24 protein-coding genes are annotated in these 25,573 nt (G+C 72.1%); 15 read left to right on the forward strand and 9 right to left on the reverse strand.

The window, feature by feature from the left end; all coding sequences use genetic code 11:
- Positions 1-42: 42 nt before the first annotated feature.
- Positions 43-489, reverse strand: a complete 447-nt coding sequence (locus RBJ65_RS09370; protein WP_306321598.1) for an ATP-binding protein — start codon at positions 487-489, stop codon at positions 43-45.
- A gap of 153 nt (positions 490-642) precedes the next feature.
- On the opposite strand from RBJ65_RS09370, the gene RBJ65_RS09375 reads away from it, so the two are divergent.
- Genes RBJ65_RS09375 through RBJ65_RS09385 form a run of 3 tightly spaced genes read left to right on the forward strand, consistent with a single transcriptional unit; the run spans position 643 to position 4,581 of the window.
- Positions 643-1,476 carry a helix-turn-helix transcriptional regulator gene (locus RBJ65_RS09375; RefSeq protein WP_306321599.1) on the forward strand — a complete coding sequence of 278 codons (834 nt, stop codon included), beginning with the start codon at positions 643-645 and terminating at the stop codon, positions 1,474-1,476.
- Positions 1,473-1,715 carry a DUF397 domain-containing protein gene (locus RBJ65_RS09380; protein ID WP_306321600.1) on the forward strand — a complete coding sequence of 81 codons (243 nt, stop codon included), beginning with the start codon at positions 1,473-1,475 and terminating at the stop codon, positions 1,713-1,715. Before RBJ65_RS09375 ends, RBJ65_RS09380 begins: the two co-directional genes overlap by 4 nt.
- 16 nt (positions 1,716-1,731) lie before the next feature.
- The gene (locus RBJ65_RS09385; protein WP_306321601.1) at positions 1,732-4,581 is read left to right on the forward strand and encodes a tetratricopeptide repeat protein; all 2,850 of its coding nucleotides are present in this window, start codon (positions 1,732-1,734) and stop codon (positions 4,579-4,581) included.
- 60 nt (positions 4,582-4,641) lie between these two features.
- On the opposite strand, the gene RBJ65_RS09390 is transcribed toward RBJ65_RS09385, so the two are convergent.
- Positions 4,642-5,076 (reverse strand): hypothetical protein, encoded by a 435-nt coding sequence (locus RBJ65_RS09390; protein WP_306321602.1) that lies wholly within the window; start codon positions 5,074-5,076, stop codon positions 4,642-4,644.
- A gap of 301 nt (positions 5,077-5,377) precedes the next feature.
- Between RBJ65_RS09390 and RBJ65_RS09395 the strand changes: the two genes are divergently transcribed.
- Positions 5,378-7,432 (forward strand): NAD(+) synthase, encoded by a 2,055-nt coding sequence (locus RBJ65_RS09395; protein WP_306321603.1) that lies wholly within the window; start codon positions 5,378-5,380, stop codon positions 7,430-7,432.
- 72 nt (positions 7,433-7,504) lie between these two features.
- Positions 7,505-8,497 (forward strand): NADP-dependent oxidoreductase, encoded by a 993-nt coding sequence (locus RBJ65_RS09400; protein ID WP_306321604.1) that lies wholly within the window; start codon positions 7,505-7,507, stop codon positions 8,495-8,497.
- Here RBJ65_RS09400 and RBJ65_RS09405 read toward each other — a convergent pair.
- On the reverse strand, positions 8,481-9,101 hold the full coding sequence (locus tag RBJ65_RS09405; protein WP_306321605.1) for a TetR/AcrR family transcriptional regulator: 621 nt from the start codon (positions 9,099-9,101) through the stop codon (positions 8,481-8,483). The two genes, RBJ65_RS09400 and RBJ65_RS09405, sit on opposite strands and share 17 nt — an antisense overlap.
- A gap of 10 nt (positions 9,102-9,111) precedes the next feature.
- The gene (locus RBJ65_RS09410; protein WP_306321606.1) at positions 9,112-10,308 is read right to left on the reverse strand and encodes a Cmx/CmrA family chloramphenicol efflux MFS transporter; all 1,197 of its coding nucleotides are present in this window, start codon (positions 10,306-10,308) and stop codon (positions 9,112-9,114) included.
- A 154-nt stretch (positions 10,309-10,462) separates the two neighbouring features.
- On the opposite strand from RBJ65_RS09410, the gene mmuM reads away from it, so the two are divergent.
- Positions 10,463-11,362: a homocysteine S-methyltransferase gene (gene mmuM, locus RBJ65_RS09415; protein ID WP_306321607.1), complete on the forward strand. Its 900-nt coding sequence runs from the start codon at positions 10,463-10,465 to the stop codon at positions 11,360-11,362.
- Between the two features lie 4 nt (positions 11,363-11,366).
- Here mmuM and RBJ65_RS09420 read toward each other — a convergent pair whose 3' ends face one another.
- On the reverse strand, positions 11,367-12,023 hold the full coding sequence (locus RBJ65_RS09420) for a DUF4389 domain-containing protein (RefSeq protein WP_306321608.1): 657 nt from the start codon (positions 12,021-12,023) through the stop codon (positions 11,367-11,369).
- Here RBJ65_RS09420 and RBJ65_RS09425 point away from each other — a divergent pair, their 5' ends adjacent.
- On the forward strand, positions 12,024-12,170 hold the full coding sequence (locus RBJ65_RS09425) for a hypothetical protein (protein WP_306321609.1): 147 nt from the start codon (positions 12,024-12,026) through the stop codon (positions 12,168-12,170).
- A gap of 4 nt (positions 12,171-12,174) precedes the next feature.
- Here the strand turns inward: RBJ65_RS09425 and RBJ65_RS09430 are convergent, their stop codons facing one another.
- On the reverse strand, positions 12,175-13,188 hold the full coding sequence (locus RBJ65_RS09430; protein ID WP_306321610.1) for an AraC family transcriptional regulator: 1,014 nt from the start codon (positions 13,186-13,188) through the stop codon (positions 12,175-12,177).
- 80 nt (positions 13,189-13,268) lie between these two features.
- Between RBJ65_RS09430 and RBJ65_RS09435 the strand changes: the two genes are divergently transcribed.
- Positions 13,269-14,114 (forward strand): NAD(P)H-binding protein, encoded by an 846-nt coding sequence (locus tag RBJ65_RS09435; RefSeq protein WP_306321611.1) that lies wholly within the window; start codon positions 13,269-13,271, stop codon positions 14,112-14,114.
- Between the two features lie 127 nt (positions 14,115-14,241).
- On the opposite strand, the gene RBJ65_RS09440 is transcribed toward RBJ65_RS09435, so the two are convergent.
- Positions 14,242-15,399: a YihY/virulence factor BrkB family protein gene (locus RBJ65_RS09440; protein ID WP_306321612.1), complete on the reverse strand. Its 1,158-nt coding sequence runs from the start codon at positions 15,397-15,399 to the stop codon at positions 14,242-14,244.
- 90 nt (positions 15,400-15,489) lie between these two features.
- Here RBJ65_RS09440 and RBJ65_RS09445 point away from each other — a divergent pair, with 90 nt between their 5' ends.
- The gene (locus tag RBJ65_RS09445; protein WP_306321613.1) at positions 15,490-17,127 is read left to right on the forward strand and encodes an acyl-CoA dehydrogenase family protein; all 1,638 of its coding nucleotides are present in this window, start codon (positions 15,490-15,492) and stop codon (positions 17,125-17,127) included.
- Between the two features lie 295 nt (positions 17,128-17,422).
- Positions 17,423-18,727: a GAF domain-containing protein gene (locus tag RBJ65_RS09450; protein WP_306321614.1), complete on the forward strand. Its 1,305-nt coding sequence runs from the start codon at positions 17,423-17,425 to the stop codon at positions 18,725-18,727.
- Between the two features lie 75 nt (positions 18,728-18,802).
- Here RBJ65_RS09450 and RBJ65_RS09455 read toward each other — a convergent pair whose 3' ends face one another.
- Both RBJ65_RS09455 and RBJ65_RS09460 read right to left on the reverse strand, forming a co-directional pair.
- Positions 18,803-19,522, reverse strand: a complete 720-nt coding sequence (locus RBJ65_RS09455; RefSeq protein ID WP_306321615.1) for a triose-phosphate isomerase — start codon at positions 19,520-19,522, stop codon at positions 18,803-18,805.
- Positions 19,523-19,595: 73 nt separating this feature from the next.
- Positions 19,596-20,531 (reverse strand): sugar phosphate isomerase/epimerase, encoded by a 936-nt coding sequence (locus RBJ65_RS09460; RefSeq protein ID WP_306321616.1) that lies wholly within the window; start codon positions 20,529-20,531, stop codon positions 19,596-19,598.
- 155 nt (positions 20,532-20,686) lie between these two features.
- Between RBJ65_RS09460 and RBJ65_RS09465 the strand changes: the two genes are divergently transcribed.
- The 5 genes from RBJ65_RS09465 to RBJ65_RS09485 all read left to right on the forward strand — a co-directional run bounded on the left by RBJ65_RS09465 (position 20,687) and on the right by RBJ65_RS09485 (position 25,564).
- The gene (locus RBJ65_RS09465) at positions 20,687-21,409 is read left to right on the forward strand and encodes a GntR family transcriptional regulator (RefSeq protein ID WP_306321617.1); all 723 of its coding nucleotides are present in this window, start codon (positions 20,687-20,689) and stop codon (positions 21,407-21,409) included.
- Between the two features lie 135 nt (positions 21,410-21,544).
- Positions 21,545-22,528, forward strand: a complete 984-nt coding sequence (locus RBJ65_RS09470) for a tripartite tricarboxylate transporter substrate binding protein (protein ID WP_306321618.1) — start codon at positions 21,545-21,547, stop codon at positions 22,526-22,528.
- Complete coding sequence (locus RBJ65_RS09475; protein ID WP_306321619.1) at positions 22,525-23,061, forward strand: tripartite tricarboxylate transporter TctB family protein; 537 nt, start codon at positions 22,525-22,527, stop codon at positions 23,059-23,061. Before RBJ65_RS09470 ends, RBJ65_RS09475 begins: the two co-directional genes overlap by 4 nt.
- Positions 23,058-24,590, forward strand: coding sequence for a tripartite tricarboxylate transporter permease (locus tag RBJ65_RS09480; RefSeq protein WP_306321620.1), 1,533 nt, complete (start codon positions 23,058-23,060; stop codon positions 24,588-24,590). Before RBJ65_RS09475 ends, RBJ65_RS09480 begins: the two co-directional genes overlap by 4 nt.
- Complete coding sequence (locus RBJ65_RS09485) at positions 24,587-25,564, forward strand: 4-hydroxythreonine-4-phosphate dehydrogenase PdxA (protein ID WP_306321621.1); 978 nt, start codon at positions 24,587-24,589, stop codon at positions 25,562-25,564. Before RBJ65_RS09480 ends, RBJ65_RS09485 begins: the two co-directional genes overlap by 4 nt.
- The last annotated feature ends 9 nt before the right edge of the window (positions 25,565-25,573 follow it).

The following is a 25,573-nucleotide window of genomic DNA, read 5'->3' on the forward strand; positions in this document are numbered from 1 at the left end:
TGTCACGCGAGTGAGTCGCCTGTCACGCGGGTGAGCCGCCTGTCACGCAGGTGAGCTGTCGTCGCCGGGAGCCGCGAGTGCGCGGTTCCCGGCGACCTCGGCCCAGACCGTCTTGCCGGGCGCGGCCGACTCAACGCCCCAGCGCGCCGCGAGCGCGCCGACCAGGAGCAGGCCGTACCCACCGCCCCTGGGCAACCGGTCGCCGCGCTGGTCCGACACGGCCACCCGCAGGACGCCCCGCTCGTCCTCGGTGAGCCGCACCCGGAAGTCCCGCCCCGGCACCCGGCCGTGCCGCACGGCATTGGAGGCGAGTTCGGCGGCGACGAGTGCGACGGTGTCGTTCACCTCGCCCGCGTACGCGTACCCCCACATGTCGAGTTCCTGGGCGACTAGGCGGCGGGCGAGGCGGGCTCCGCGCGGGGTGGAGCTGAGGCGCTGCGTGAACATACGTACGGTGACCGGGAGCCCCGGCATGGCGTTCGCTGGCATGACTCCACGGTGGCGCCAACTCCCCTGCGTATCCACGTCGTCGACTCGTACGCGCACCCAGCGTACGAGTCCGCGCTCTGGACAGTAACGGTCACCCACCGTGACCATGGGTGGTTCGGCAGGGCCGCACTCACACCCACCGGGGGTACCGACATGGCGGGCAGCGCCCACACCAACGAACCCGACCCGAACGACAGCCTCCAGACCTACGGCGCGGTCCTTCAGGGATTCCGCGAACGTGCGGGCCTCACGCAAGAGGCGCTGGCACCGCTCGTACGCTATTCGCCGTCGTTCGTCGCCTCCGTGGAACAGGGCAGACGCCTGCCACCGGAGGACTTCGTGTGCCGCGCCGACAAGGCGCTCGACGCGCACGGCATCCTGGTCAAGGCCGCCCGGCGGCTGTGCCGCCAGCCCGGCCTCGCGGCCTGGTTCCGCAAGTGGGCGGGCCTGGAGGAGAACGCCGTCAGCCTCTACACGTACGAATGCCGGGTCGTGCCGGGCCTGTTGCAGACGGCCGCGTACGCCCGCACCCTCTTCGAGCACCGCATCCCCCTCCTCACCGACGAGCAGATCGAGGCCCAACTCCTCGCGCGGCAGGACCGGCAGCGGAAGATGCGGGAGCGCGTGACCACGGCGTTCAGCTTCATCGTCGACGAGCATGTGTTCCTGCGCGGGACGGGCGGGCCGGAGGCGACGGCCGAACTCCTGGACCATGTGGTGGAGTTGGCGGAAGGGGCGCGTAATGTAGAGGTACAGGTCATGCCATTGGGTCGGGGGGTGCATGCGGGAATGAACGGACCGATTCAGCTGCTTGAGACGCCGACGAACCAGTGGTTCGCCTACAGCGAGGGGCAGGAGAGCGGGCAGCTCATCTCCGATCCCAAAACGATCAGTGTGCTCCAGATGCGGTATGCGAAACTGCGGACGCAGGCCCTCACCCCCGGTGACTCCGTGGGTCTGCTGAAGCGACTGCGAGGAGCGCTATGAGCACCGACGCACTGGCCTGGTTCAAGAGCAGTTACAGCGGCGACTCCGGCGACGATTGCGTCGAAGTCGCCCTGGCCTGGCGCAAATCCAGCTACAGCAGCGGAGACTCCGGCGACTGCGTGGAGATCGCCGCCTGCCCCGCCACCATCCACGTACGGGACTCGAAGCGCGCCGAACACGCCCGACTCGCACTGTCGCCCGCCGCCTGGCGGGAGTTCGTGGAGTTCGCCGCGCGCTGAGGACGAGAGGGAGGCCATGTCGGAAGCGGGGGAACGGTACGAGGCGTCGGGTCCCGGCGCGATGGCCGCCAAGAGCATCGGTGTGGCGGTCACCGGGGACGGCAACAAGATCACCTACGTCGCCACCGGGCCCCCGCCCGGACACCTCCTGACCTCGGCCCCCACCGCGTCGGCGCCGCTGTCACCGGAGCGGGCGAGAAGCAGACCGAGCCAGCTCCTCTCGGCACACAGACAAGTGGTCCAATTCACTGGCCGTACGCAGGAGTTGGCGGAACTTGAAGCGTGGCGGGAGGGCGCGGACGGCGCCTCGGCGCGGCTCGTCAGCGGTCCCGGCGGGCAGGGCAAGACCCGGCTCGCCGAACACTTCGCCCGGCTGTCGGCGGACGCCGGCTGGCAGGTGCGGTTCGCCCGCCGCACCGGCCCCACGACCGTGGAGGACGGGCCCGGGCCGCAGCCCCGGGACGACGCGGACCGGCTGCTCGTCGTCGTGGACTACGCCGAGCGGTGGGCCGTCGACGAACTCCTCGCGCTGGTGGGCGGCGTGACGCGCGACGGCTGGCAGCGGGCGCGGCTGCTGTTCCTGGCCAGGCCCGTCGGCCTGTGGTGGCAGGGGCTCGCGCACCGCCTGGAGGACGACTTCGACGTCGACGCGCGGTCGATGCCGCTGCCCCCGCTCGCCGTGTCGACGGACGACCGCCGGGACGCCTTCGTACAGGCCCGCGACTCCTTCGCCGCCGCCCTGGACATACCGGAACCGGCCGCGGCCGAGCTGCCCCCTCCCGAACCCCTGGCGGATCACGACGCCTACGGCGGCGCGCTCACCATCCACATGTCGGCGCTCGCCGGACTCCTGGCACAGCTCGACGGGGAGACCGCACCACAGGACCCGGGCCTGCTCTCGCAGTACCTGCTGCGGCGCGAACAGGCCCACTGGCAGCAACTGTCCTCTCTTGGCGGCCAGTTGACGGTCGTCGACGCCCCGACGATGGCCCGTACGGTGTTCACCGCGGCGCTCACCGGACCGCTGAGCCACGACCGGGCCACGGACGCGCTCGGCCGAGTGCGTCTCGCGCAAGAGCCCGCGTCCGCCTCCCGGATCCTCGACGCCCACGCGCACTGCTACCCGCCGGAGGACCGGGCCACGGTGCTCGAACCGCTCTACCCGGACCGTCTGGCCGAGGACTTCGTCGCCCTGCAACTGCCGGGGCACGGGCAGGAACACCCCGCCGACGCCTGGGCGGACGCGGTGCCACTGCGCCTGCTGACCCCCGAACCGGACGGCGCCCCGCACGACCCGTACGGTCCGCACGCGGTCACGGTCCTGATCGAGACCGCGGCCCGCTGGGAGCACGTCGCCACGCGCCAGCTGTACCCGCTCCTGCGCGAGCACCCGCACCTCGCCCTGCGGGCCGGCAGCGCCGCCCTGCTCCATCTCGCCGGATTCCCCGGCCTCGACCCACGGGTGATCGAGGCCGTGGCGGAGCAGTTCGTCCCGGCCGACGTAGGTCTCGCGACCGCGTCCGCGGTCTGGTCGAAGCTGCTGACCGACCACAGAGTGGCCACCAGCGGCGCCGAGGAACGGGCCGACCTGCACACGGACCTCGGCACCCGCCAAGGCCACGCGGGCCTGCACACGCAGAGCGTGGAAACGCTCCAACACGCCGTGGACAGCTACCAGGAGCTACCCGCTCCGCACCGTCGTGAGACGCGCAACAGCCACGCCTGGGCCCTCCTCAACCTGGGCATCGCGCACCTGCACCAGGGCTCGTACGCACTGGCCGCGCCCACACTCCTGAAGGCGATCAGGATGTGGCAGGAGCTGATCTCACCGGACACCGCACTCCTCCCCGGCCTCCCCACCGGCCTGGCCACCGCCCTCGACCGGATGTCGATCGCCCTCGCCCACCTGGGCCGCCCACGGGAAGCGCTGGACGGCTCACGGAAGTCGGTCGAGGCGTGGCGCCGCATGGGCGACAGTCACGAGGCGCGCGCCGGGCTCGGCCGTGCGCTGCTGAACCTCGGCAATCGGTACGCGGCCGACAGGCCTGGCAGCGCCAAGGCCATGAAGGCCACTCAGGAGAGCGTCTCGATCTTCCACGAACTCACGGAGAAGTGGCCGCATCTGTACCTCCCCGATCTGGCCCGAGCCCTGGGCAACAACGCGGACGACCTCCGGAATGCCGGAAGATCCGAGCAGGCATCAAGAATCCTTGACGAGTCCGTGGAGATGTACCGCCGGCTGAACGAGACCAACCCGGCGGCCTACTCGCTCTACTACGTGCAGTCATTGCTGAACCTGGGTGCATTCCACATGGAGGCCGAGCGCTTCGCGCAGGGGCACGACGCGGCCCTTGAGGCCGTCTCCGCGCTGGCCGGAGAGTCGGTGGAGTACTCCCCCGCACACCGCACGATGCACACCGGCGCCCTCGCCCGCCTCGTGATCTGCCTGTGCCGTCTCGGCCGGGCCGACGCGGCGGCGGACCGGGCCGGTGAGACCGCCGCGGTGGTCCGCTCCGGCGCCCTCACCACCTCGCTTCCGCTGCTCACCACCGTCGCGGGAGCCCTGGGACTGGCCACCGTCGAGCTCGCCTCGGCGCAGCGTCACGAGGCGCGGCTCCTCGCGAACGCCGGCTGGTCGATCCTCAGGCCCTTCGCGGGGGAAGCCTCGCTGGCCCCACTCGTGCGTTCGATGGAGAGCCTGGTCACCTTCACCCGGGACCCCGGGTTCTACCCCGCGCTGGCCGCCATGGACGTCATGGACGCCATGGACATCGAATCCCTCCACCCGGGGGCACCGACGGCACCAGCCGCCCTGCCCAAGGAGAACCGCCGCCCCAAGCAGCGCCGCCGCGGCAGACGCCGCTGACTCCGCACGGACATCCGGCGCCGCACGCGCCACCGGCGCCGACGCCGACGCCGGATGCGCTCAACCCGCCTGCCCCTCAACCGTGTTGCCGTCTCCCGTCACAGCCGTACCGATCGACTGCGCGGCGATCGACCGGGGGCCCGAAGCCGTGACCGCGACCGGCGCCGCCGACAGCATCGCGGCGACTTCGCGGGCGAGGTCGGCGTCCTCGCGCAGGGCGCGCTTCAGCTGCTGGCGCAGCGCCGCGAGCGCGTCCTCGTCCCCGTCGCCCTCGGCGACGTCCCGTACGGCCGCCTCCAGAGCCGCCCGGCCTTCGGCGTCCCGTCGATGCCAGATCCGCTGGAGCACCCGGCGGCCAAGCCCCGCGGTGGCGTTGGCGGTGGCATCCACGGCGATGCCCTCGACGCGGGTGAGGAACGCGGTGCCGTAGGCCGTCGCCGCGGTCGCCACATACGGCCCGGCCTGCTGCACCAACTCGCCGATCTCTACGCCCATTTCGGCCCACCCATCCCAATCGACGGCCTTCGACGAACATCGACGAACGTCGACGCCCCCTCCAGCCTCACACAGGTGCCGCTCGCGGTCCGGGTATCGACCCAAGCAGTCGGCCCATTCCCCTACTCAGGGCGGCCGGGGCAACGGTCCCATCGCCGCCCCGGCCGACTCGACGACCGCTTTGGGGCGAGGGGCGAAACGGTCGTCGTGTGCGGGAGTCGCCGCCGGAAACCGAAAGGTTGCCGCCCGCCCGGAAAAAGCTCAGGGCCCCCGCGCGCACCACCCCGCCCCGCTTGACATCATGGAGTACGTGAACTTCCGGTCGATCTACAGTCACGGTTTCGCGCGGATCGCCGCGTGCACCGGCCACGCCGCCATCGCCGACCCGCGCGCCAACGCGGAGGCCGTCCTGCGACAGGGACGGAGCTGCGCCGAGGACGGAGTCGCCGTCGCGCTCTTCCCCGAGATGGGGCTGTGCGGCTACTCCATCGAGGACCTCGTCCTCCAGGACCCGGTGCTCGACGAGGTGGAGGAGGCGCTCGCCGACATCGTCACCGGGTCGAACGACCTGCTCACGGTCCTCGTCGTCGGCGCCCCGCTGCGGCACCGCAACCGCATCTACAACTGCGCCGTGACCGTGCACCGCGGCCGGATCCTCGGCGTGGCCCCGAAGTCGTACCTCCCCACCTACCGGGAGTTCTACGAGAAGCGGCAGATCGCGGCGGGCGACGACGAGCGCGGGGGAACCATCCGGATCGCCGGCGCCGACATCCCCTTCGGCACGGACCTCCTCTTCGCCGCCGAGGACGTGCCCGGGCTCGTCCTGCACACCGAGGTGTGCGAGGACATGTGGGTGCCGGTGCCGCCGAGCGCGGAGGCGGCCCTCGCGGGCGCGACCGTCCTCCTCAACCTCTCCGGCAGCCCCATCACCGTCGGTCGCGCCGAGGACCGCAAGCTGCTGTGCCGTTCGGCGTCCGCCCGCTGCCTGGCCGCCTATGTGTACGCGGCGGCCGGAGCGGGAGAGTCGACGACCGACCTCTCCTGGGACGGTCAGACCATGATCTACGAGAACGGGGCGCTGCTCGCCGAGACCGAGCGCTTCCCGTTGGGCGACCAGTACGCCGTCGCCGACGTCGACCTCGACCTGCTGCGCCAGGAGCGCCAGCGCATGGGCACGTTCGACGACAACCGGCGTACGCATGCCGCGCGGACCGGCGAGTTCCGGCGGGTCGGGTTCACCCTCAACCCGCCCACCGCCTCCGACCTGGGACTTCGGCGTCGTGTCGAGCGTTTTCCGTTCGTTCCGGCGGACGCCGAGCGGCTCGCCCAGGACTGCTACGAGGCGTACAACATCCAGGTGTCGGGGCTCGTACAGCGGCTCGGAGCGATCGGCGGCCCGAAGATCGTCATCGGTGTCTCCGGCGGCCTGGACTCGACGCACGCCTTGATCGTCGCCGCGCGGGCGATGGACCGGGCGGGGCGGCCGCGCAGCGACATCCTCGCGTTCACCATGCCGGGCTTCGCGACCGGTGAGCACACCAAGGGCAACGCCCACGCGCTGATGAAGGCGCTCGGTGTCACCGCCGCCGAGCTGGACATCACCGACACCGCGCGCCTGATGCTGAAGGAGATGGGGCACCCCTTCGGGGAGGGCGAGCCGGTCTACGACGTCACCTTCGAGAACGTCCAGGCGGGCCTGCGCACCGACTACCTGTTCCGCCTCGCCAACCAGCGCGGCGGCATCGTCCTCGGCACCGGTGACCTGTCCGAGCTGGCGCTCGGCTGGTGCACGTACGGCGTCGGCGACCAGATGAGCCACTACAACGTCAACGGCGGCGTGCCGAAGACGCTCATCCAGCACCTGATCCGGTGGGTGGTGAGCAGTGATCAGTTCGGGGACGAGGCCGGGAAGATCCTCACCGCGATCCTCGACACGGAGATCAGCCCGGAGCTGGTCCCGGGCGAGGAGTTGCAGTCGACGGAGTCGAAGATCGGCCCGTACGCGCTGCACGACTTCACGCTCTTCCACGTGCTGCGGCACGGCTTCCGCCCCTCGAAGATCGCGTTCCTGGCGTGGCACGCGTGGCGCGACGTGGAGTCGGGGGCCTGGCCGCCCGGCTTCCCGGAGGCGGAGCGGAAGGCCTACGACCTGGCGGAGATCAGGCACTGGCTGGAGTACTTCTGCCGGCGGTTCTTCCAGTTCGCCCAGTTCAAGCGGTCCGCGATGCCGAACGGGCCGAAGGTGTCGGCCGGCGGTTCGCTGTCGCCGCGCGGCGACTGGCGCGCCCCGTCGGACAGCAACGCGCGGGTGTGGCTGCGGGACCTGGAGCGGTGGGAGTGGCCCGAGGGGGTGTAGGCGCCGAGCGGTGGCGGACCGGCGGACGGGGCGCCATTGCCCCTGCTGGGGCCCCTGAAGCAGGCTGATGCCATGAGTGACGACACCAGCACCACCACCAGCACCAGCACCGCGACCGCTGCCACCACCATGAAAGCCATCCGGCAGGACACCCTCGGGGGGCCGGAAGTGCTCCAGGAGGTCGAGGTGGCGCGGCCGAAGCCGGGCATCGGGCAGATCGTGGTCGCCGTGCACGCGGCGGGCCTGAACCCGACCGACTACAAGCACCGCGCCTTCGGGCTCTTCCTCGGTCGGCCGCCGTTCGTGCTGGGCTGGGACGTGTCCGGGGTCGTCGAGGCGGTGGGGCTCGGCGTCTCGCTCTTCGAGCCGGGCGACGAGGTGTTCGGCATGCTGCCGTATCCGCACGGGGCCGGTTCGCACGCGGAGTACGTGGCCGGACCCGCCCGCGCCTTCGTGCCGAGGCCGGAGGGCCTCGGGCACGTCGAGGCGGGCGCGCTGCCGCTAGTCGGGCTCACCGCCTGGCAGGCGCTGATCGACACCGCCCGACTGGAGCCGGGGCAGCGGGTGTTGGTGCAGGCTGCGGCGGGTGGCGTGGGACATGTGGCGGTGCAGATCGCCAAGGCGCGCGGCGCGTACGTCATCGGGACGGCGTCGGCCGCCAAGCACGAGTTCGTCCGGGGTCTGGGCGCCGACGAGGTCGTCGACTACCGCGCCGTCGATGTCGCGGCGGAGGTACGTGATGTCGACGTCGTGCTCGACACGCTCGGCGGGCAGGAGCGGCTGCGCTCGCTTGAGGTGCTGAAGCCGGGTGGTGTGCTCGTCTCGCTGCTGCCCGTGGAGTTCGACGAAGTCACGGCGCGTGCGCGGGAGTTGGGGGTGCAGGCCGTCGCGATGCTCGTCGAGCACGATCAGGCGGGGATGCGGGCGGTCGCCGATCTCGTCCGGTCCGGGAAGCTCGCGGTGCATGTGTCGGGTACGTATCCGCTGGCCGAGGCCGCGAAGGCGCACGCGGAGGGCGACACGGGGCGGGTGACGGGGAAGCTGGTGCTCACGGTGCGGCCGTAGCCGGGGCATTCTCCGGGGGCGCGCCCAGCACCGTCAGCGTCGCGCGGATGGTCGCGAGGAGGGTGCGGCGGTCCTGGACGCGGCTCAGGACCCGCAGGCCGTAGTACGCGCTCTGCGCCTGGCGGGCCAGGGCGCGCGTGTCGATGTCCGTGCGGAACTCGCCCGCGTCCTGGCCCGCCGCCACGACCTCGCGGATCGCGCCCTCGACCCGTTCGAAGGTGCGGCGCACCACCTGCCTGACGTCGGGGTCGTGGGCCGCCGCCTCGATCGCGGCGTTGATGGCGAAGCAGCCGTGCCGGTCCGCCTCCGTGGCCGCGAGGTCGGTGTCGACGGCGTGCACCATCAGGGCGCGCAGCCGCTTGGCGGCAGGGCCCGGTCCGGCGAGGATCTCCATCTGTTCGGCGGTGGCGGTCGCGTGGTAGCGCTCCAGGGCGCGCAGGTACAACTGCCGTTTGCCGCCGAAGGAGTTGTAGAGGCTGGACGGGCCGAGGCCGGTGCTGTCGCACAGGTCGCGCGTGGACGTGCCCTCGTACCCGTGCCGCCAGAACGTGTCCATCGCCGCGCCGATGACCCGCTCCTCGTCGAACTGCCGTGGCCTCGCCATGGTCGTCACACTACGAGTTTTGGAGTGCTGGTACAAAACTCTCGGCGCGACGCTCGCGCCGCTCCATGCGGGCCGCCCACACCACGCCCACCAGGCCCGCCACCGCGAGCGCCGCGCCCACCCACGCCACGGACGCGTACCCGAGGCCCGCGTCGATCGCGAGCCCGCCGAGCAGCGGGGCGAGGGTGTTGCCGACGTTGAACGCCGAGGTGTTGGTGGCGCCGACGAGGGTGGGCGCGGCGGGCGCGAGCGTGAACACGCGGGACTGGAGGGCCGGGTTGGTGACGTATCCGGCGACGCCGAGCGCGAAGACGAGGACGACGACCACGGCCGCCGTGTGCGCGGCCACCGCGAGCAGCGCCGAGACCGCGGCGAGCCCGGCGAGCCCCCAGCCGAGCGTGGCCAGCGGGGCGGCGTGCGCGGTGCGGCCGCCGATGACGAGGCCGAGCAGTCCGCCCGCGCCGAAGAGGGCGAGCAGCGCGGGCACCCAGGCGTCGCGGATTCCGGTGACGTCGGTGAGCAGGGAAGCCAGGTAGCTGAAGGTCACGATGACCGCGCCGAAGGTGAGGGCGGTGATGGCGTAGGAGAGCCAGAGGGCGGGGCGGGCCATGGCGCGCAGCTCGGCCCGGACGGAGCGGTCGCCGTCTGTGTCCTGTGCGCCGCCGTCGACCGGGACCGTGAGCAGCGTGCAGATCAGGCTGACGACGGTCGCGGCGGCCACCGCCCAGAACGCGGCGCGCCAGTCGGCGTGCTGGCTGAGGACGGTTCCGGCGGGGACGCCCACGATCGTGGCGAGGGTGAGGCCGCCCGCGACGACGGCGACCGCGCGGCTCTTGGCGCTCGCGGGGACGAGGGCGACGGCGGTGGCCACGGCGACGGCCCAGAACCCGGCGTACGCGAGGGCGCCGATCACCCGGGTCGCGAAGAGCAGGCCGTAGCCGGGGGCGAGCGCGCCCACGATGTGCGCGGCGACGAAGACGGCTTGCAGGCCGACGAGCGTGGTGCGGCGCGGCAGTCGCAGCGTCGCCACGGCGAGCAGCGGCGCCCCGACGACCATGCCGAGCGCGAACGCCGAGATGAGCAGTCCCGCGTCGGGGATGGAGACGCCCAGGTCGGCGGCCATGCCCGGGAGCAGCCCGGAGAGCATGAACTCGGATGTGCCCTGCGTGAAGATGCCGAGGCCCAGGACGTAGACGGCGAGTGGCACGGGTTCCCTCCCTCAAGTTGTGGGCGCGCGCTCCCACGTTTTGGAGCGGACGCTCCATAACGAACGCCGGGCGAGACGCTAGCACGTTCTGGAGCGACCGCTCCAGAACGGCAGGGCGCACGCCCGCCGGGCGTCGTCGGCTACCGTCGGCCCCATGTTCAGCAGCGCAGCCGCCCCCGCCGACCGCACCCTCGTCCTCGACGGCGGCCTGTCCAATCAACTGGAGGCCGCCGGGCACGACCTGAGCGACGAGTTGTGGTCGGCGCGGCTGCTCGCCGAGGAGCCGGAGGCGATCGTCGCGGCGCACCGCGCGTACTACGAGGCCGGGGCCGACGTGGCGATCACGGCGAGCTATCAGGCCACCTTCGAGGGGTTCTGGCGGCGCGGCATCGGGCGCGCGCGGGCGGCCGAACTCATGGGCCTGAGCGTGGAGTTGGCACGGCGGGCGGGCCGGGAGGCGGCGGCCGGGCGGCCGCTGTGGGTGGCCGCGTCCGCGGGTCCTTACGGGGCGATGCTCGCCGACGGCTCGGAGTACCGGGGTCGGTACGGGCTGAGCGAGGAGGAGTTGTACGCCTTCCACCGGCCACGCCTTGAGGTGCTGGCGGCGGCCGGGCCCGACGCGTTCGCCCTGGAGACCGTGCCGGACGTGGACGAGGCGCGGGCGCTGGTGCGGGCGGCGCGGGGGCTCGGGGTGCCGGGCTGGCTCTCGTACAGCGTCGACGGGGACAGGACCCGTGCCGGGCAGCCGTTGGAGGAGGCGTTCGCGGTGGCCGCCGACGCCGAGGAGGTCGTCGCGGTGGGCGTCAACTGCTGCGCCCCGCGCGACGTCGAGCCCGCCGTGCGGCTCGCCGCCCGCGTGACCGGGAAGCCGGTCGTCGTCTACCCCAACAGCGGCGAGGCGTGGGACGCCGAGGCGCGCGCCTGGACCGGGCGGGCCACGTTCGCGCCGGAACAGGTGACCGCGTGGCGGGACGCCGGGGCGCGGCTGATCGGCGGCTGCTGCCGGGTCGGCCCTGGGGCGGTCGCGGGGATCGCGGGGGCGCTCGGCCGCTAAGCCGCTAGGAGGTGGGCTCCCGCTCCCCCTGGTCGAGGCGGAACGGCGGGTACGTGTCCGTCATCAGGCCCGCGTACGCCGACACCCGCGCCGCCCAGCGGTGCAGGCCGATGTTGAGGTCGTACATGCCGCGCGGGTACGTACCGGTGAACAGGACGGCGACGGCGGCGTAGAACGTGAGCAGGCCCGCGACGCCGCCCGCCGTGCTGGAGCCGCCCACGAGCAGCGACACGATCAGCCACTGCGGCAGCACCAGCAGCCACCACTTCACCAGGACCAGGCCGCGCGAGAGCCGCTCGGGGTAGGCGACGTCGAGGCGGGCCGGATAGTCGGGGGCCGGGCCGAGCGTGAACGGCGGGTAGCGGTCGGTGCCGAGGCTTCCGTACGAGTAGTAGCCGACGCGCCAGACCCAGCGCATCACCCCCACGTTGAAGTCGAAGAGGAGGCGCGGATAGCGCGCCGTGAACAGGATCGCGAACAGGGCGACGAGGGTGGTGAGGCCCGAGCCGACGAGGAGGAGGACGAGGACGAGGTAGTGCGGCAGCGCCAGCAGCCACTTGACCAGCCACAGCCATCGGGAGACGGCGGCGTCGTAATCCGCTTCCAGGGTGACCGGGCTCGCCGGTCGCGCGGTCGCTACGAGAGTCTCGTTAACGGTCATATGCCTCGTGTACGGCGGTTTCGGGCCGCCCGCAAGGAGACGGACGGTGTCCGTTTCGTGGACGCCATCGGCGTCGCCACCGCCGGCCTGCGGGCCGCGCCGGTCTTCTACCGTCTGCTCGGCCTCGAATTCCCGGAAGGGGCTTGATCGGTCATGAGCGGTAGTCCTGAGGGCTCAGGCCGTATTCGCGTTTGAAGGCCGTCGACAGGGCGAAGGCGCTGCCGTAGCCGACGCGGCGGGCGATGGACGCGACCGTGGAATCGGCCTCGCGGAGGAGGTCCGCGGCGAGGGCGAGGCGCCAGCGGGTCAGGTAGGTCATGGGGGGCTCGCCCACGAGGTCCGTGAAGCGGCGGGCGAGGGCGGCGCGTGAGACGCCGGAGCGGTCGGCGAGTTCAGTGACCGTCCAGGGGTGGGCCGGGGTGTCCTGGATCAGTCGCAGTGCCTGGCCGACGACCGGGTCGCCCATGGCCCGGTACCAGGCGGGCGCGTCGGCCTCGGGGCGGGAGAACCAGGCGCGTAGGGAGGAGATCAGGAGGAGGTCGAGGAGGCGGTCGAGGACGACGTCCTGGGCGGGGCCCTCGCGGCTGATCTCGTCGTCGAGCAGGGGGGTGAGCGGGCAGCGCCATACCTCGGTGGGCAGTACGAGCAGCGTCGGCAGCGCGTCCAGCAGACGTGCCGTCAGTTCGCCGCGCAGCTGGTACGTGCCGATGAGCATCTTGACCGGGGCGTCCGGTGACTCGCCCCACTCCCGTACGCCGAACTCCTGGTAGCGGCCGACGTGTTCGGGGCCCAGCGGGCGGCACACCTGGCCGGGGCCGATCTCGGCGCGCGGTGGGGTGGCCGGGTCGTCGGCGCAGACGTAGGAGGTGGTGCCGCGGGCGATGGAGATGTCGCCGGGGCGCAGGTGGCGGGGCTTGTCGGCGCCGGTGTCACCGCCCCCGCCGCTGTCGCCGGTGTCGCCGGTGTCGCCGGTGTCGCCGGTCTCGCCGGTCTCGCCGGTCTCGCCGGTCTCGGGCAGGATCCACGCCTCCCCCGACACCATGATCATTACGGAGAGCGGCGCCTCGTCGGCGATCCGCACGGACCACGGCGGCTCGAAACAGGCCCGGATCATGAAGGCCCCACGCGCCCTCGGCCCCTCCAGGAGCCCTGCGAGTACGTCCATGGGGGCAGCGTAGACGGACGCGTATGGCGGTGAGCGGCTCGGCGATGTCGCGGTGCCGCGGGCGGCGGTTGAGTGGAGGCATGACACAGACGGAGCGGAACACGCGGACGGTGCTGGTGACCGGGGCGACCGGTCGTACGGGGCGCAGGGTCGTGGACGCGGCGCGCGCCGCCGGGTTCGAGGTGCGGGCGGCGTCCCGGTCGGGAGCGGTGCGGTTCGACTGGGAGCGGTCGGGGACCTGGGACGAGGCGCTGCGCGGCGCCGACGGCGCGTACCTCGCCTTCCCCACGGACATCGGGGCGCCGGACGCCGCGGATCTGGTGGGCGCGGTGGCGCGGCGGGCGGTGGAGCTGGGGGTGCGGCGGCTCGTACTGCTGTCGGCGCGCGGTCAGGACCAGGCGTTGCCCGCGGAGGAGGCGCTGCGGGCGTCGGGGGCCGAGTGGACGATCCTGCGGTGCGCCTGGTTCCAGCAGAACTTCAGCGAGGGCCCGCTCGCGGATCAGGTGCGGGAGGGCGAGCTGGCGTTCGCGGCGCCGCAGGAGCTGCGCGAACCGTTCATCGACGCGGCGGACATCGCGGACGTGGCGGTGGCGGTGCTGGGCGGGGCCCCGGGGCGGTACGCGGGTGAGGTGCTGGATCTGACCGGGCCCGAGCTGCTGACGTGGGGCGAGGCGGTGGCGGCGGTCGCGGCGGCCACCGGCACCGTGAAGCGGTATGTGCCGGTGCCGGTGCGGGAGTACGGGGCCGTGCTGGGCGAGTTCGGGATGCCGGAGGAGGAAGCGGCGTTCCTGGTGGACCTGTTCGAGACGCTGCTCGACGGGCGCAACGCCTCGGTCAGCGGCGGCGTGGAGCGGGTGCTCGGGCGCGGGCCGCGCACGTTCGCGGAGTTCGCGGAGCGGGAGGCGGCGGCCGGCGCCTGGAAGTGACCGGGGGCGAGCGACGGGGGACGAGCGACGGGGGACGGGGGACGGGGGACGGGGGACGGGGGACGGGAGCGGGCGACCGGGGCCGAGGTGACATGCCCCGGTCGCCCGCACACCGCGGTCCTCCTCGTCAGGCCTCTTCGTCGCCCGAACCGTCGCCGTTCTTGCGCGCGTGCGTGCGCAGCCGGGACGTGACGTCCTCCGGGGGCAGGAACTTCGACCAGCGTTCGGGAAACTCGGAGGGCATGCCCGGGTCGTCGCCGTCGTCCAGTTCGTCCTCGTCGTCGGGGAAGTCGAGCGCGGCCGCCCGTGCCACCTGCTCGGCCGCGGCCGCCGTACGGATCCGCTCGTTCGCGGCGCGCGCCGCGGCCGTGGCGACCGAGGGCCACACCCGGTCGATCGCGGCGTTCACGGCGGCGCCGACGAGCACCGCGAATGCGGAGACGCCGATCCACAGCAGCACGGCGACCGGCGCGGCGAGCGAGCCGTAGATGGTCGGGCCCTCGATGGTGTTGGTGATGTAGAGCCGCAACAGGAAGCTGCCGGGGATCCACATCGCGAGCGCCACGAGGGCACCGGGCACGTCCTCGATCCACGGCGAGCGCACCGGAACGGACACGTGGTAAAGCGTCGTCAGGAACGCGATGGACAGGACGAGGACGATCGGCCAGTAGAGGATCTGGACGAGGGACTGGGACCACGGGACGAGGCCGATCACCGCGTCCGGGCCCGCGATCATCAGCGGCAGCGCTATCGCGCCGACGACCAGGGCCACCAGGAAGAGCAGAAACGCGAGCAGCCGCGTCTTCACGATGCCGCGTACGCCGTCGAGGCCGTACATCACGGTCACCGTGTCCACGAACGTCGACACCGCGCGCGAGCCCGACCACAGCGACAGCAGGAAGCCGATGGAGATGACATCGGGCCTGCCGCCCTTGATGACATCGTCCAGGATCGGTTCTGCGATCTCCTTCACGCCCTGATCGGTCAGAACCGTGCGGGATGCCTCAAGGATGTTGTCGCGGACGCCCGCGATCGTGTCGGCCCCGGTCCACGTATCGACGTACGCGAGCAGTCCCACCAGGGACAACAGCAGCGGCGGCACCGAGAGGAGGGTGAAGAAGGCGGCCTCGGCGGCGAGGCCCAGGATGCGGTACTCCATGCAGGAGTTGACGGTGTCCTTGAGGAGCAGCCAGGCCGTCTTCCGTTTCGAGACGTTGTGATACAGGACACGCGCCCGGTGGAGTCGTCCGGACGGCGGTTCGGGGGATTCACTTGCTGGCTGCACGCCTCAACGGTATCCGTCGAGGGTGGCCGCGTCCGACGTCAGGCCCGGCCTGTGGTGGGGTTTCCGATGGCGCGGGTAGGTTCGGCAGACATGGCAGGCAGCACGCATACCGTCACCAATCAGCCCCCTCCCCTCGTCGGTTACGACGTCTTCTCCGCCGACCACGCCCTGACGCGGGGTCTGGAACGGCACCTGGATCCCGCGCTCCTGAAGGAAACCCTCGCGGAACTCACACTTCTCGGTCGCACCGCGGGCTCGGTCCAGGCCCAGGAGTGGGGCCGGCTCGCCAACGAGAGTCCGCCGCGCCTGCGCACCCACGACCGCTACGGCCACCGGATCGACGAGGTCGAGTTCCACCCGGCGTGGCACCGGCTGCTCGGCAAGGGTGTGGCGGCGGGGCTGACGTCCGCGTGGACCCGCCCCGGAGGTCATCTGCGGCGCGCCGCCGCGTTCCTGGTGTGGTCGCAGGTGGAGGCGGGGCACCTCTGCCCGCTGTCGATGACGCACGCGGCGGTGCCCGCGCTGCGCGCCGAGCCGGAGCTCGCCGCCGAGTGGGAGCCCCGACTCACGTCCACGGTCTACGACTTCGGGCTGCGCCCCGCCGCCCGGAAGGCCGGGGTCCTGTTCGGCATGGGGATGACGGAGAAGCAGGGCGGCAGCGACGTACGGGCGAATACGACGCGCGCCGTACCGCTCGCGGAGGACGGAACGTACGCACTCACCGGGCACAAGTGGTTCTGCAGCGCCCCGATGTCCGACGGTTTCCTCGTGCTCGCGCAGGCGGGTGAGGCGGGACCCACGTGCTTCCTCGTGCCGCGTGTCCTCGACGACGGGACCCGCAACCCCTTCGCCCTCCAGCGCCTCAAGGACAAGCTCGGCAACCGGTCGAACGCCTCCGCCGAGGTCGAGTTCGACGGGACGTGGGGGCGCCGGGTCGGCGAGGAGGGGCGCGGGGTGCGCACCATCATCGAGATGGTGGCGGCGACCCGGCTCGACTGCGTGCTCGGCTCCGCCGCCCTGATGCGGCAGGCGGTGGCGCAGGCGACCCACCACTGCGCCCACCGCGAGGCGTTCGGCGCCAAGCTGATCGACAAGCCGCTGATGAGCAACGTACTGGCGGATCTGGCGCTGGAGTCGGAGGCCGCGACGACGCTCGCGCTGCGGCTCGCCGCCGCGTACGACGACGGGGGCGAGCAGGAGCGGGCGTTCCTGCGGATCGCGGTGCCCGCGGCCAAGTACTGGGTGACGAAGCGTTGTACGCCGCTGGTCGCGGAGGCCCTGGAGTGCCTCGGCGGCAATGGGTACGTGGAGGAGTCGGGGCTGCCGCGGCTGTTGCGCGAGTCGCCGCTGAACTCGGTCTGGGAGGGCGCGGGGAACGTACAGGCCCTGGATGTCCTGCGGGCGTTGCAGCGGGAGCCGGGGGCGCTGAACGCGTTCCTCGTCGAGATCGGGAAGGCGCGCGGGGCCGATCACCGGCTCGACGCCGCCGTGAAGGGGCTGCTGACCGAACTCGGCGATCTGGAGGGCATCGAGGCGCGGGCGCGGCGGCTCGTGGAGCGGATCGCGCTGGTGCTCCAGGGTTCGCTGCTGGTGCGGTTCGCGCCGGACGACGTCGCGGACGCGTTCTGCGCGGGGCGGTTCGGGGGCGAGCGGGGTTCGGGCTTCGGAACGCTGCCGCACACGCTGGATCTGGCGGCGCTGGCGGAGCGGGCACGGCCGATGCTCTGAGGCCGATGCTCTGAGGCCGAATCCCGGATTCTGAAGCGGATTTCAGATACTGCACAAATCCGTCCCGCCCCACACGCTGACGCGGGGATGGTGCTGCGCCGACACGGCACCATCCCCGCTCAACAGGCCCCTAGAGGAGCTTCAACACCGCAGCTGCGGTGTTGCTCCCAGTTTCAAACCCCGCACGGTTGTTCACCAGGGTTGCAGGGGGTTGCAACGTTCCCCGGGAACGCACACCCCGGCCAGGGATCTCAGGGCAGGATGGGCGCATCTCCCCACAAACCGAGGTTCCCCCATGAACAAGGACTCGACGATCGACCTCGCACGCCTTTCCGCCATGGACGTGGCGCACTCGTCCCAACTCCTCAAGGGGGTGCGCGAGGCGACGCTCTCGGGCCAGCGGCCACGCGTCCGGCCGCGGCCGGTGATCGGCGACTCCTGGCGGCGGATGCTGGAGGGCGGCGTCGACCCCGACCACGACGTCCGCGCCGGACTGCTCACGGCGGACGCGCTGGAGGAGCGGCGACAGGCCTCGCCGCTGTTCCCGCTGATCCCGATGTTGCGCGAGGCGCTGGTGACGGTCGCCGACGCGGCGCAGCACATCATGGTGATCAGCGACGCGGACGGCCGGATCCTGTGGCGCGAGGGACACCCCGGGGTGCTGCGGATGGCCGACCGGATCGGCTTCGAACTCGGCGCGCACTGGGCGGAGGACGTCGTCGGCACGAACGGGATCGGCACCCCGCTGGTGGCCCGCCGCCCCGTGCAGGTCTTCTCCGCCGAGCACTTCGTGCAGTCGCAGCACCCGTGGATCTGCACGGGCGCCCCGGTGACCGACCCGCGCGACGGGCGGCTGCTCGGCGTCGTGGACATCAGCGGCCCGCTGGACACGATGCATCCGGCGACGCTGTCGTGGGTGCACTCGGTGGCACAGCTCGCCGAGGCGCGGCTGCGCGAGCAGTTGCAGGCCGGTCTTGAGCGGCTGCGCACGGTCGCGGCGCCGGTGCTCGCCCGGCTGACCGGGCGGGCGCTCGCCGTCGACCCGCTCGGCTGGACGGCGGCGGTCACCGGGATGCCGCCGGTCGACCGGGTCGCGCTGCCCAAGTCCGTCACGGAGGGCTCCTGTTGGGTCCCCTCGCTCGGCGCCTGCCGGGTGACGGCGATGCCCGGCGGCTGGCTGCTGATGGTCGACGAGGAGCCGCGCCCGCTCGACGCGACCCGCATCGCCCTCGACGTGAGCCGCCCGCGCCGGTGGTCCTTGGAGGTGTCGGGGGCGGCCGCCTCCTGGACCCACGAACTGAGCCCGCGGCACGCCGAGTTGCTGTACGTGCTGGCGCTGCGCCCGGCCGGCCGCAGCGCCTCCGAGCTGGCCGATGACCTGTTCGGCGACCGGGCCCGTACGGTGACGGTGCGCGCGGAGATGTCCCGCGTCCGCCGCTATCTGGGCAGCCTCCTCGCGCACCGCCCGTACCGCTTCGCGGACGACGCGGAGGTGGCGGTGGTGCTCCCGGACGACCCGCGGGATCTGCTGCCGCACTCGACGGCGCCGGCGGTGGCGGTGGCCCGGCAGGCCGGGACCGAGACCGAGACCGAGCCCTGAGCCACGTCAGGCACGACAGCCACGTCGGACACCGTCACCGCACCCGTGCGATCACGCGTTTACGCGTTTACGCGCTCACAGCGCGAGGAGCTTCAGATAGGTGTCCACGTCCCAGGCGGCGCGCCCCACGAACAGGCCCCGCACACCGGGTAGTTCGAGCAGCCACGGCGCGTTCGCGAGGTCGACCGAGCCGCCGTACAGCACGGCCCGCACCGGGAGTTCGGCGAGCGCCGCGAGGGCGGGGGCGATCTCCTCGGGGCGGGGCGGCCTGCCGTGTTCGCCGATCGCCCAGACCGGTTCGTAGGCGAGCAGCACCGCCCCCGGGTCCGACTGCCCTTCGAGCGCCGCCTCGGCCTGCGCCCGTACGACGGCGGCGCCGCGCCCCGCGTCCCTGGCCTCCGCCGACTCGCCGACGCACACCAGCGGGGTGAGGCCGTGCCGCAGGGCGGCGGCCGTCTTGAGGCGGACGGTGTCGTCGGTCTCGCCGAAGTGGGCGCGGCGCTCCGAGTGGCCGATCTCGACGAGCCGGGCGCCCGCGTCGGCGGCCTGCGGCACGGAGAGCTCCCCTGTCCAGGCGCCCGCGTCCTCCCAGTGGGCGTTCTGTACGCCGGTCAGGACGGGCGAGCGGGGGCCGAGGGTGTCGGAGACGACGGAGACGGCGGTCGCCGACGGGATCAGGAAGGGCTGCACACCGTCGATGCCGTCGCCGACGGCGGCCCGCACGCGCGCCGCGTAACTCCCCGCCTCTGAGCGGGTCTTGGTCATCTTGAAGCTGGTCCCGATCCAGCGTGTCACGCGCTGTCCTCCTGCTCGTCCGTGGTGCCGACGGCGCCCTTCCGGGCGGCGCCGGTCGGCGGTGCCATCCGGGTCACTTCCCGAGGCGGGCGCGCAGCACACGTCGCAGGTAGTCGCGGTTGGCGGCCGAGACGCCCAGGCCGTCGCCGCCGTAGTGCTCGACGCAGATCGGTCCGTCGAATCCGCACTCCAGGGCCGTGGCGAGGGCGCCGCGGTAGTCGATCACGCCGCCCTCGCAGGGCGCGGGGTGGGTGAAGTAGGTGCCGGTGGCCGGGTCGTGATCGCGGTAGTAGTTCTTGATGTGCCAGTAGTTGGTGTGCGGGAGGGTCTTGCGCAGCATCGACCGCCAGTCCTCGACCGGGCGGTGCAGCCGGACGAGGTTGCCGATGTCGGGGTTGAGGCCGACGTTCGGGAGACCGATGTCGGTGCACAGGGACACCGCGCTGTCGGCGGTGCCGAGGTAGGTGTCCTCGTACATCTCCAGGGACAGGCGTATGCCGTGGTGGGCCGCGCGTTCGCCGAGTGCGCGCAGCCGGGTCACCGCGAGTTCCCAGGTGCGGAAGTCGCCGATCGGGTCGGTGGCGCCGGGCTCGTGCCAGAACCACAGGGCTTCCTGCTGCTGGGCCGTCAACTCCCGGTGCAGGCCCACCGATACGACGCCGATGCCGAGCTCGGCCGCAGCGTCGACGGTGCGCAGGAGGTACGCGAGGTGGGCGCGGGCCGCGTCCTCGTCGGGGTCGATGACGCTGCGGCGGATCGCGGAGATCGCGGTGACGCCGAGGCCCGACTCCTTGAGTACGCGGGTGAGTTCGGCCCTGCGGTCGGTGTCGAGGTCGCCGGGGCGCAGCCAGCTGTCGGTGAGGTCGACGTGGTCGAAGCCCTCGCCCGCGACTTCGGCGAGCACCGAACTCCATTCCCGTACGGGCGCGTTGTGGGCGTCGGGGAACTGGAGGAGGGCGGCCCCGATGGGCCAGTCACGGGCCGTGGGTGCGGAGGTGGTGCGGGTCATGGGCGACTCCCTCGTCGGCCGGACGATTCACGCTGCGGAGCGTGGGAACTCACGCTGACAATCCCTTGGAATCGTAGACCCTATAGGATCTATTCGGTCTGCGACAGACTGTCCGCACCTCCCCCTCGGACACCTCGGATAACCTGGACGGCGAGATGAGCCCGAAGAGCACGCACCCGCAGAGCCCCAACTCCCCGCTCGTGGCACGCCGCGCGCTGCGCGACGGGGTGTACGACGCGATCCTGGAGAAGCTGCTCGACGGCTCGACGCCGCCCGGCTCCTCGCTCGGCATCGACTCGCTCGCCCGCGAGCTCGGCGTCTCGCCGACTCCCGTGCGCGAGGCCCTCGTTCAGATGGAGCACACGGGCCTGGTCAACCGGGTCGCGCTCAAGGGGTACAAGGTGGCGCCGCCGCTCTCCCCCGAGCAGGTCACCGAACTCTTCGACGCCCGCATCATGCTGGAGCTCGGCGCCGTGGAGCGGGCCGTCGCGCACCGCGAGGACCTGGTGCCGGAGCTGCGGGCCGCGCACGCCCGACATGTGCTCGCGGCGCACCGCGTGCGCAAGCTGCGCGGCGGTGACGCGACCGCCACCGACAACTCCGACCTGCGCGAATACTTCGCCGCCGACTGGGAGTTCCACCTGCTGATCATCCAGGCGGCGCGGAACCGGTTCATGGCGGCGATGGCCGAGTCGCTGAGCGCGCATGTGCACCGGATGCGGCAGACCGTCGACCACGGCACCTTCGACATCGACCAGGCCATCGCCGAACACACCGCGATCCTCGCCGCGTTCGAGTCGGGCGACCCCGAGGCGCCGGCCCGCGCGATGCGCACGCATCTGGAGGGTGTCGAGCGGCGCTCGCTCGACGACGCGTAGCGGCGCGAGGCCCCAGGGGAATCAACCTCCCGCCGCGTGGCGGCAATTCACGCACACCTCTTGTCATGGCTCCTTCGGCGCACCTACGGTCACGGCCATATCCCATAGGATCTCGGATCCGCAGGAAGGTCGACGATGACGTCACCACTGCGTGCGGTACGCCGTCTCGCCGGAGCCACGGCACTGGCCGCATTGGCCACCGCACTCACCTCGTGCACCTTGCTCAACGCCACTCCCGAAGTGCCGAAGGACTGGCATCCGCGCGGTTCGGTCTCGGCGCTCGTCGCGTTCGCGCCGGGCGGCGGCAGCGACCGCTCGGCGCGCGTGATGGCCCAGGGGCTCAACGAGCTCGACGGCGGCTACCACGTCAACGTCGAGAACAAGGAAGGTGGTTCGGGCGCCGTCGGCTGGGCGGGCTTCCTCGCGGAGAAGGGCAACGGCAACGCGCTGCTCGTCGCGGAGGGCGCCCTCAACACGCTCCCGCTCGTCTACGACGTGCCGTTCACGTACAAGTCGTTCACGCCGCTGGTGATGTTCGCCTCGGACTCCCGCATCGTCGTGGCCCGCAAGGACTCCCCGTACAAGACGTGCCCGGACGTGGTGCGGGCCGCGCGCGAGAAGCGGGTCGTCACCGGGTCCAGCGGCAAGACGGGCGCGGACGCGCTGGTGATCGGCAAGTTCAAGAAGGAGGGCGGGAAGTTCGGGGTCGTGCCCTACGGCTCGACGGGCGAGGTGCTGACCGGGCTGCTCGGCAAGCAGATCGACATCGCGCCCTCCAGCGCCTCGTCGGCGAAGCCGTATCTGCAGAGCGGTGACATGAAGGCGCTGTGCACCATGACCGCGAAGCGCTACGACGACCCGGTCCTCGGCAAGGTGCCGACCGCCAAGGAGCAGGGCCTCGACGCCGAAGTCACCTTGTGGCGCGGGGTGTTCGCGCCCGCCGGGATCGACGACGTACAGCGCGGGTACTGGATCAGGTCGCTGGAGCGGGCCATGAAGTCGAAGGCGTACCAGGAGTACCTGAAGGCCGACATGCTCACGCCCGCACACCGCAGCGGCGCGGAGTTCGCCGCGTATCTCAAGCAGTACGACGCCCGGGTGAAGGAGGACCTCACGTGACCACCAACGCTCCTTCGCGGGCACGCCGCCCGGTCCTCGTCGCGTACGGCGCCCTGACCGCGCTCGGCGCCCTGTTCTTCGCGGGCTCCTTCGCCTACCCGTGGACCCAGCCGGAGGACGGCACCATCGGCGCCGGCGTGATGCCGCGCACGGCGGGCCTGCTGCTCACCGTCCTCGGCCTGCTGTTGGTGCGTCAGGAACTGCGTACGGGCTCTGTGTTGGAGGGCGACGGACACGTCGAGGAGGCGGCGGCCGATGGCGGCGCCGAGGAGGCGCGGCGGGTTCGCACGAAGCTGATCGTGGTCGTGGTGACGATGGTGGTCACCGCGCTGCTCGTGCCGTTCCTCGGGCTGCTGCCCGCGCTGACGCTGATGACGCTGTTCCTCACGGCGGTCGTGGAGCGTCAGCCGCTCGCGCGCAGCGTGCTCGTCGCGGCGCTCGTGTTCGCGCTCTCCTACCTGCTGTTCATCACGGTCCTCAGCATTCCGCTGCCGTTCGGTCTCTTCGACCCCGCCGTCTGGAGCCAGCTGTGATCGACCATCTCGTCACCGGATTCGGCGCCGCGCTCAGCCCCGAGAACGTGCTGTGGTGCTTCGTCGGCGTGCTCCTCGGCACCGTCATCGGCATTCTGCCGGGCCTCGGCTCGGCGACCGGCGTCGCCATCCTGATCCCGGTCACACTCACCTTCTCGCCGCTCACCGCGCTGATCATGCTGGCCGGGATCTACCACGGCGCCCAGTTCGGGGCGACGATCACCGCGATCCTCATCGCGACGCCCGGCGAGGCGTCGTCCGTGGTCTCCACCCTCGACGGCTATCGCATGGCACGGGCCGGGAGAGCCGGTCCCGCGCTCGCGATCTCGGCGCTCGGCGCGTTCGTCTCGGCGATGGTGTCGCTGGTCGCGCTGATGGCGGTGGCCCCGTTCTTCGCGAACCTCGCGCTGGACTTCGGGCCGCCCGAGATGCTCGCCGTGATGATCCTCGGCCTGTGCACGATCGTCGTCTTCTCAGGCCGCAATCTGCTGCTCGGCATGGCGCTCGGCCTGACCGGCGTGCTCATCGGCTGCGTCGGCGTGGACGGCGGCAGCGGCACGCCCCGCTACACGTTCGGGCAGATCGACCTCTTCGGCGGCATCCCGTTCGTCGAGGTCATGATCGGCCTGTTCGCGATCGGTGAGCTGCTCAACCAGCTGCACATCGGCATGGCCGAGCCGATCCGCGCCCGCTTCCGCGATCTGCTCCTCACCAAGGAGGACCTCAAGCGGGCCGCCGCGCCCACCGCGCGCGGCACCGTCCTCGGCTTCCTGCTCGGCTGTCTGCCGGGCGCGGGCACGACGCTCGCCTCGTTCATGGCGTACGGGTCGGAGAAGCGGTTCTCCCGCAACCGGCGGGAGCTCGGCAAGGGCGCCATCGAGGGCGTCGTCGCCCCGGACGCGGCCACGAACTCCGCCTCCAACGCGAACTTCGTGCCGACCCTCGTCCTCGGTGTCCCCGGCGGCGCGACGACGGCGGTGCTGCTCGGCGCATTCCTCGTGTACGGGATCCAGCCGGGCCCGCTGCTCTTCGAGAACCAGCCGGAGCTGGTGTGGGGCCTGCTGGTCTCCTTCTTCATCGGCAACCTTCTGCTGCTGATCCTCAACCTGCCGCTCGCGCCGGTCTTCGCCCAACTCCTGCGCGTGCGCTACGCGTTCCTGTACCCGCTGATCATCGTGACCTCGCTGATCGGCGCGTACTCGGTGAAGAACAGCATGTTCAGCATCTGGATCGTGCTGTTCTTCGGGCTCGTCGGCTACGCGATGAAGCGGCTCAACTTCCCCGTGGCGCCGCTCGTCCTCGGCCTGGTCATCGGCCCGCTGTTCGAGAAGTCGCTGGTGCAGACGTCGGCGCTGTCCACGGGCGACGACTCGCTGCTCCTCCTGCACAGCCCGGCCGCGGTCACGATCCTGCTGCTCGCGGTGGCGCTGGTGGCGGGACCGCCGGTGGCCCGCAGGCTGCGCCGCTCCCCCGCCACCCCCGAGGCCGAGCCGGCCCCCGAACCCAAGACCCCGGAGAAGACCCCATGAGTACGCGGCACACCGCTGAACTGCCCCGCATCGCCGTCACGTTCGGCGACCCTGCCGGGATCGGACCCGAGCTGGTCGCCCGCCTCCTCGCCGACCCGAAGACCCGCGAAGCCGCCGACCTCGTCCTCCTCGCCGACGAGGAGGAGCTGCGCTCGGCGGGCGAGGACGCGGGCGTGGACCTGGGCTGGGCACGGGAGTTGCTGCACCCCGGGCCCGCGCCCGAGCGCCCGGACGGCGGCTTCCAGCGCAAGGTTGCGACGGCCGAGGGCGGGCGCTGGGCGCTCGGCCGACTCAGGACCGGGCTCGATCTGGCGCGCGCGGGCGAGGTCGGCGCGATGCTGTTCGCCCCGCTCAACAAGTCCTCCCTGCACCTGGCGGGGATGGCGCAGGCCGATGAACTGCGCTGGTTCGAGGAGGAGTTGGGCGTCGACTCCTTCACGTCTGAGCTGAACGTGGTGCCCGGCCTGTGGACCGCGCGGGTCACCTCGCACGTCTCCCTCGCGGACGTCGCCGCCGGGATCACGTACGAGCGGGTGACGGCGGCGGGCCGGCTCCTGGACCGGGTGCTGCGGGGCGCGGGCGTCGAGGCGCCGCGCATCGGGGTGTGCGCGCTGAACCCGCACGCGGGCGAGAACGGTCACTTCGGCCGCCACGAACTCGACATCATCACGCCCGCGATCACCGGGCTGCGCGCGGCGGGCCTCGACGCGAGCGGCCCCTTCCCCTCCGACACGATCTTCCTGAAGGCGCGTGCCGGGGAGTTCGACGGGGTGCTGACGATGTACCACGACCAGGGGCAGATCGCGATGAAGCTGATGGGCTTCGACGGCGGTGTGACCATCGCGGGCGGGCTGCCGATTCCGATCTGCACGCCGGCGCACGGTACCGCGTTCGACCTGGTCGGTCGGGGGGCTGCGAGCACGGGGTCGGTGCGCAACGCGTTTGACCTGGCGGTGCGGTTGGCGCGGCGCTAGCTGTGGCGG

This window comes from Streptomyces sp. KL109B (assembly GCF_030766935.1).
Taxonomy (GTDB): Bacteria; Actinomycetota; Actinomycetes; order Streptomycetales; family Streptomycetaceae; genus Streptomyces.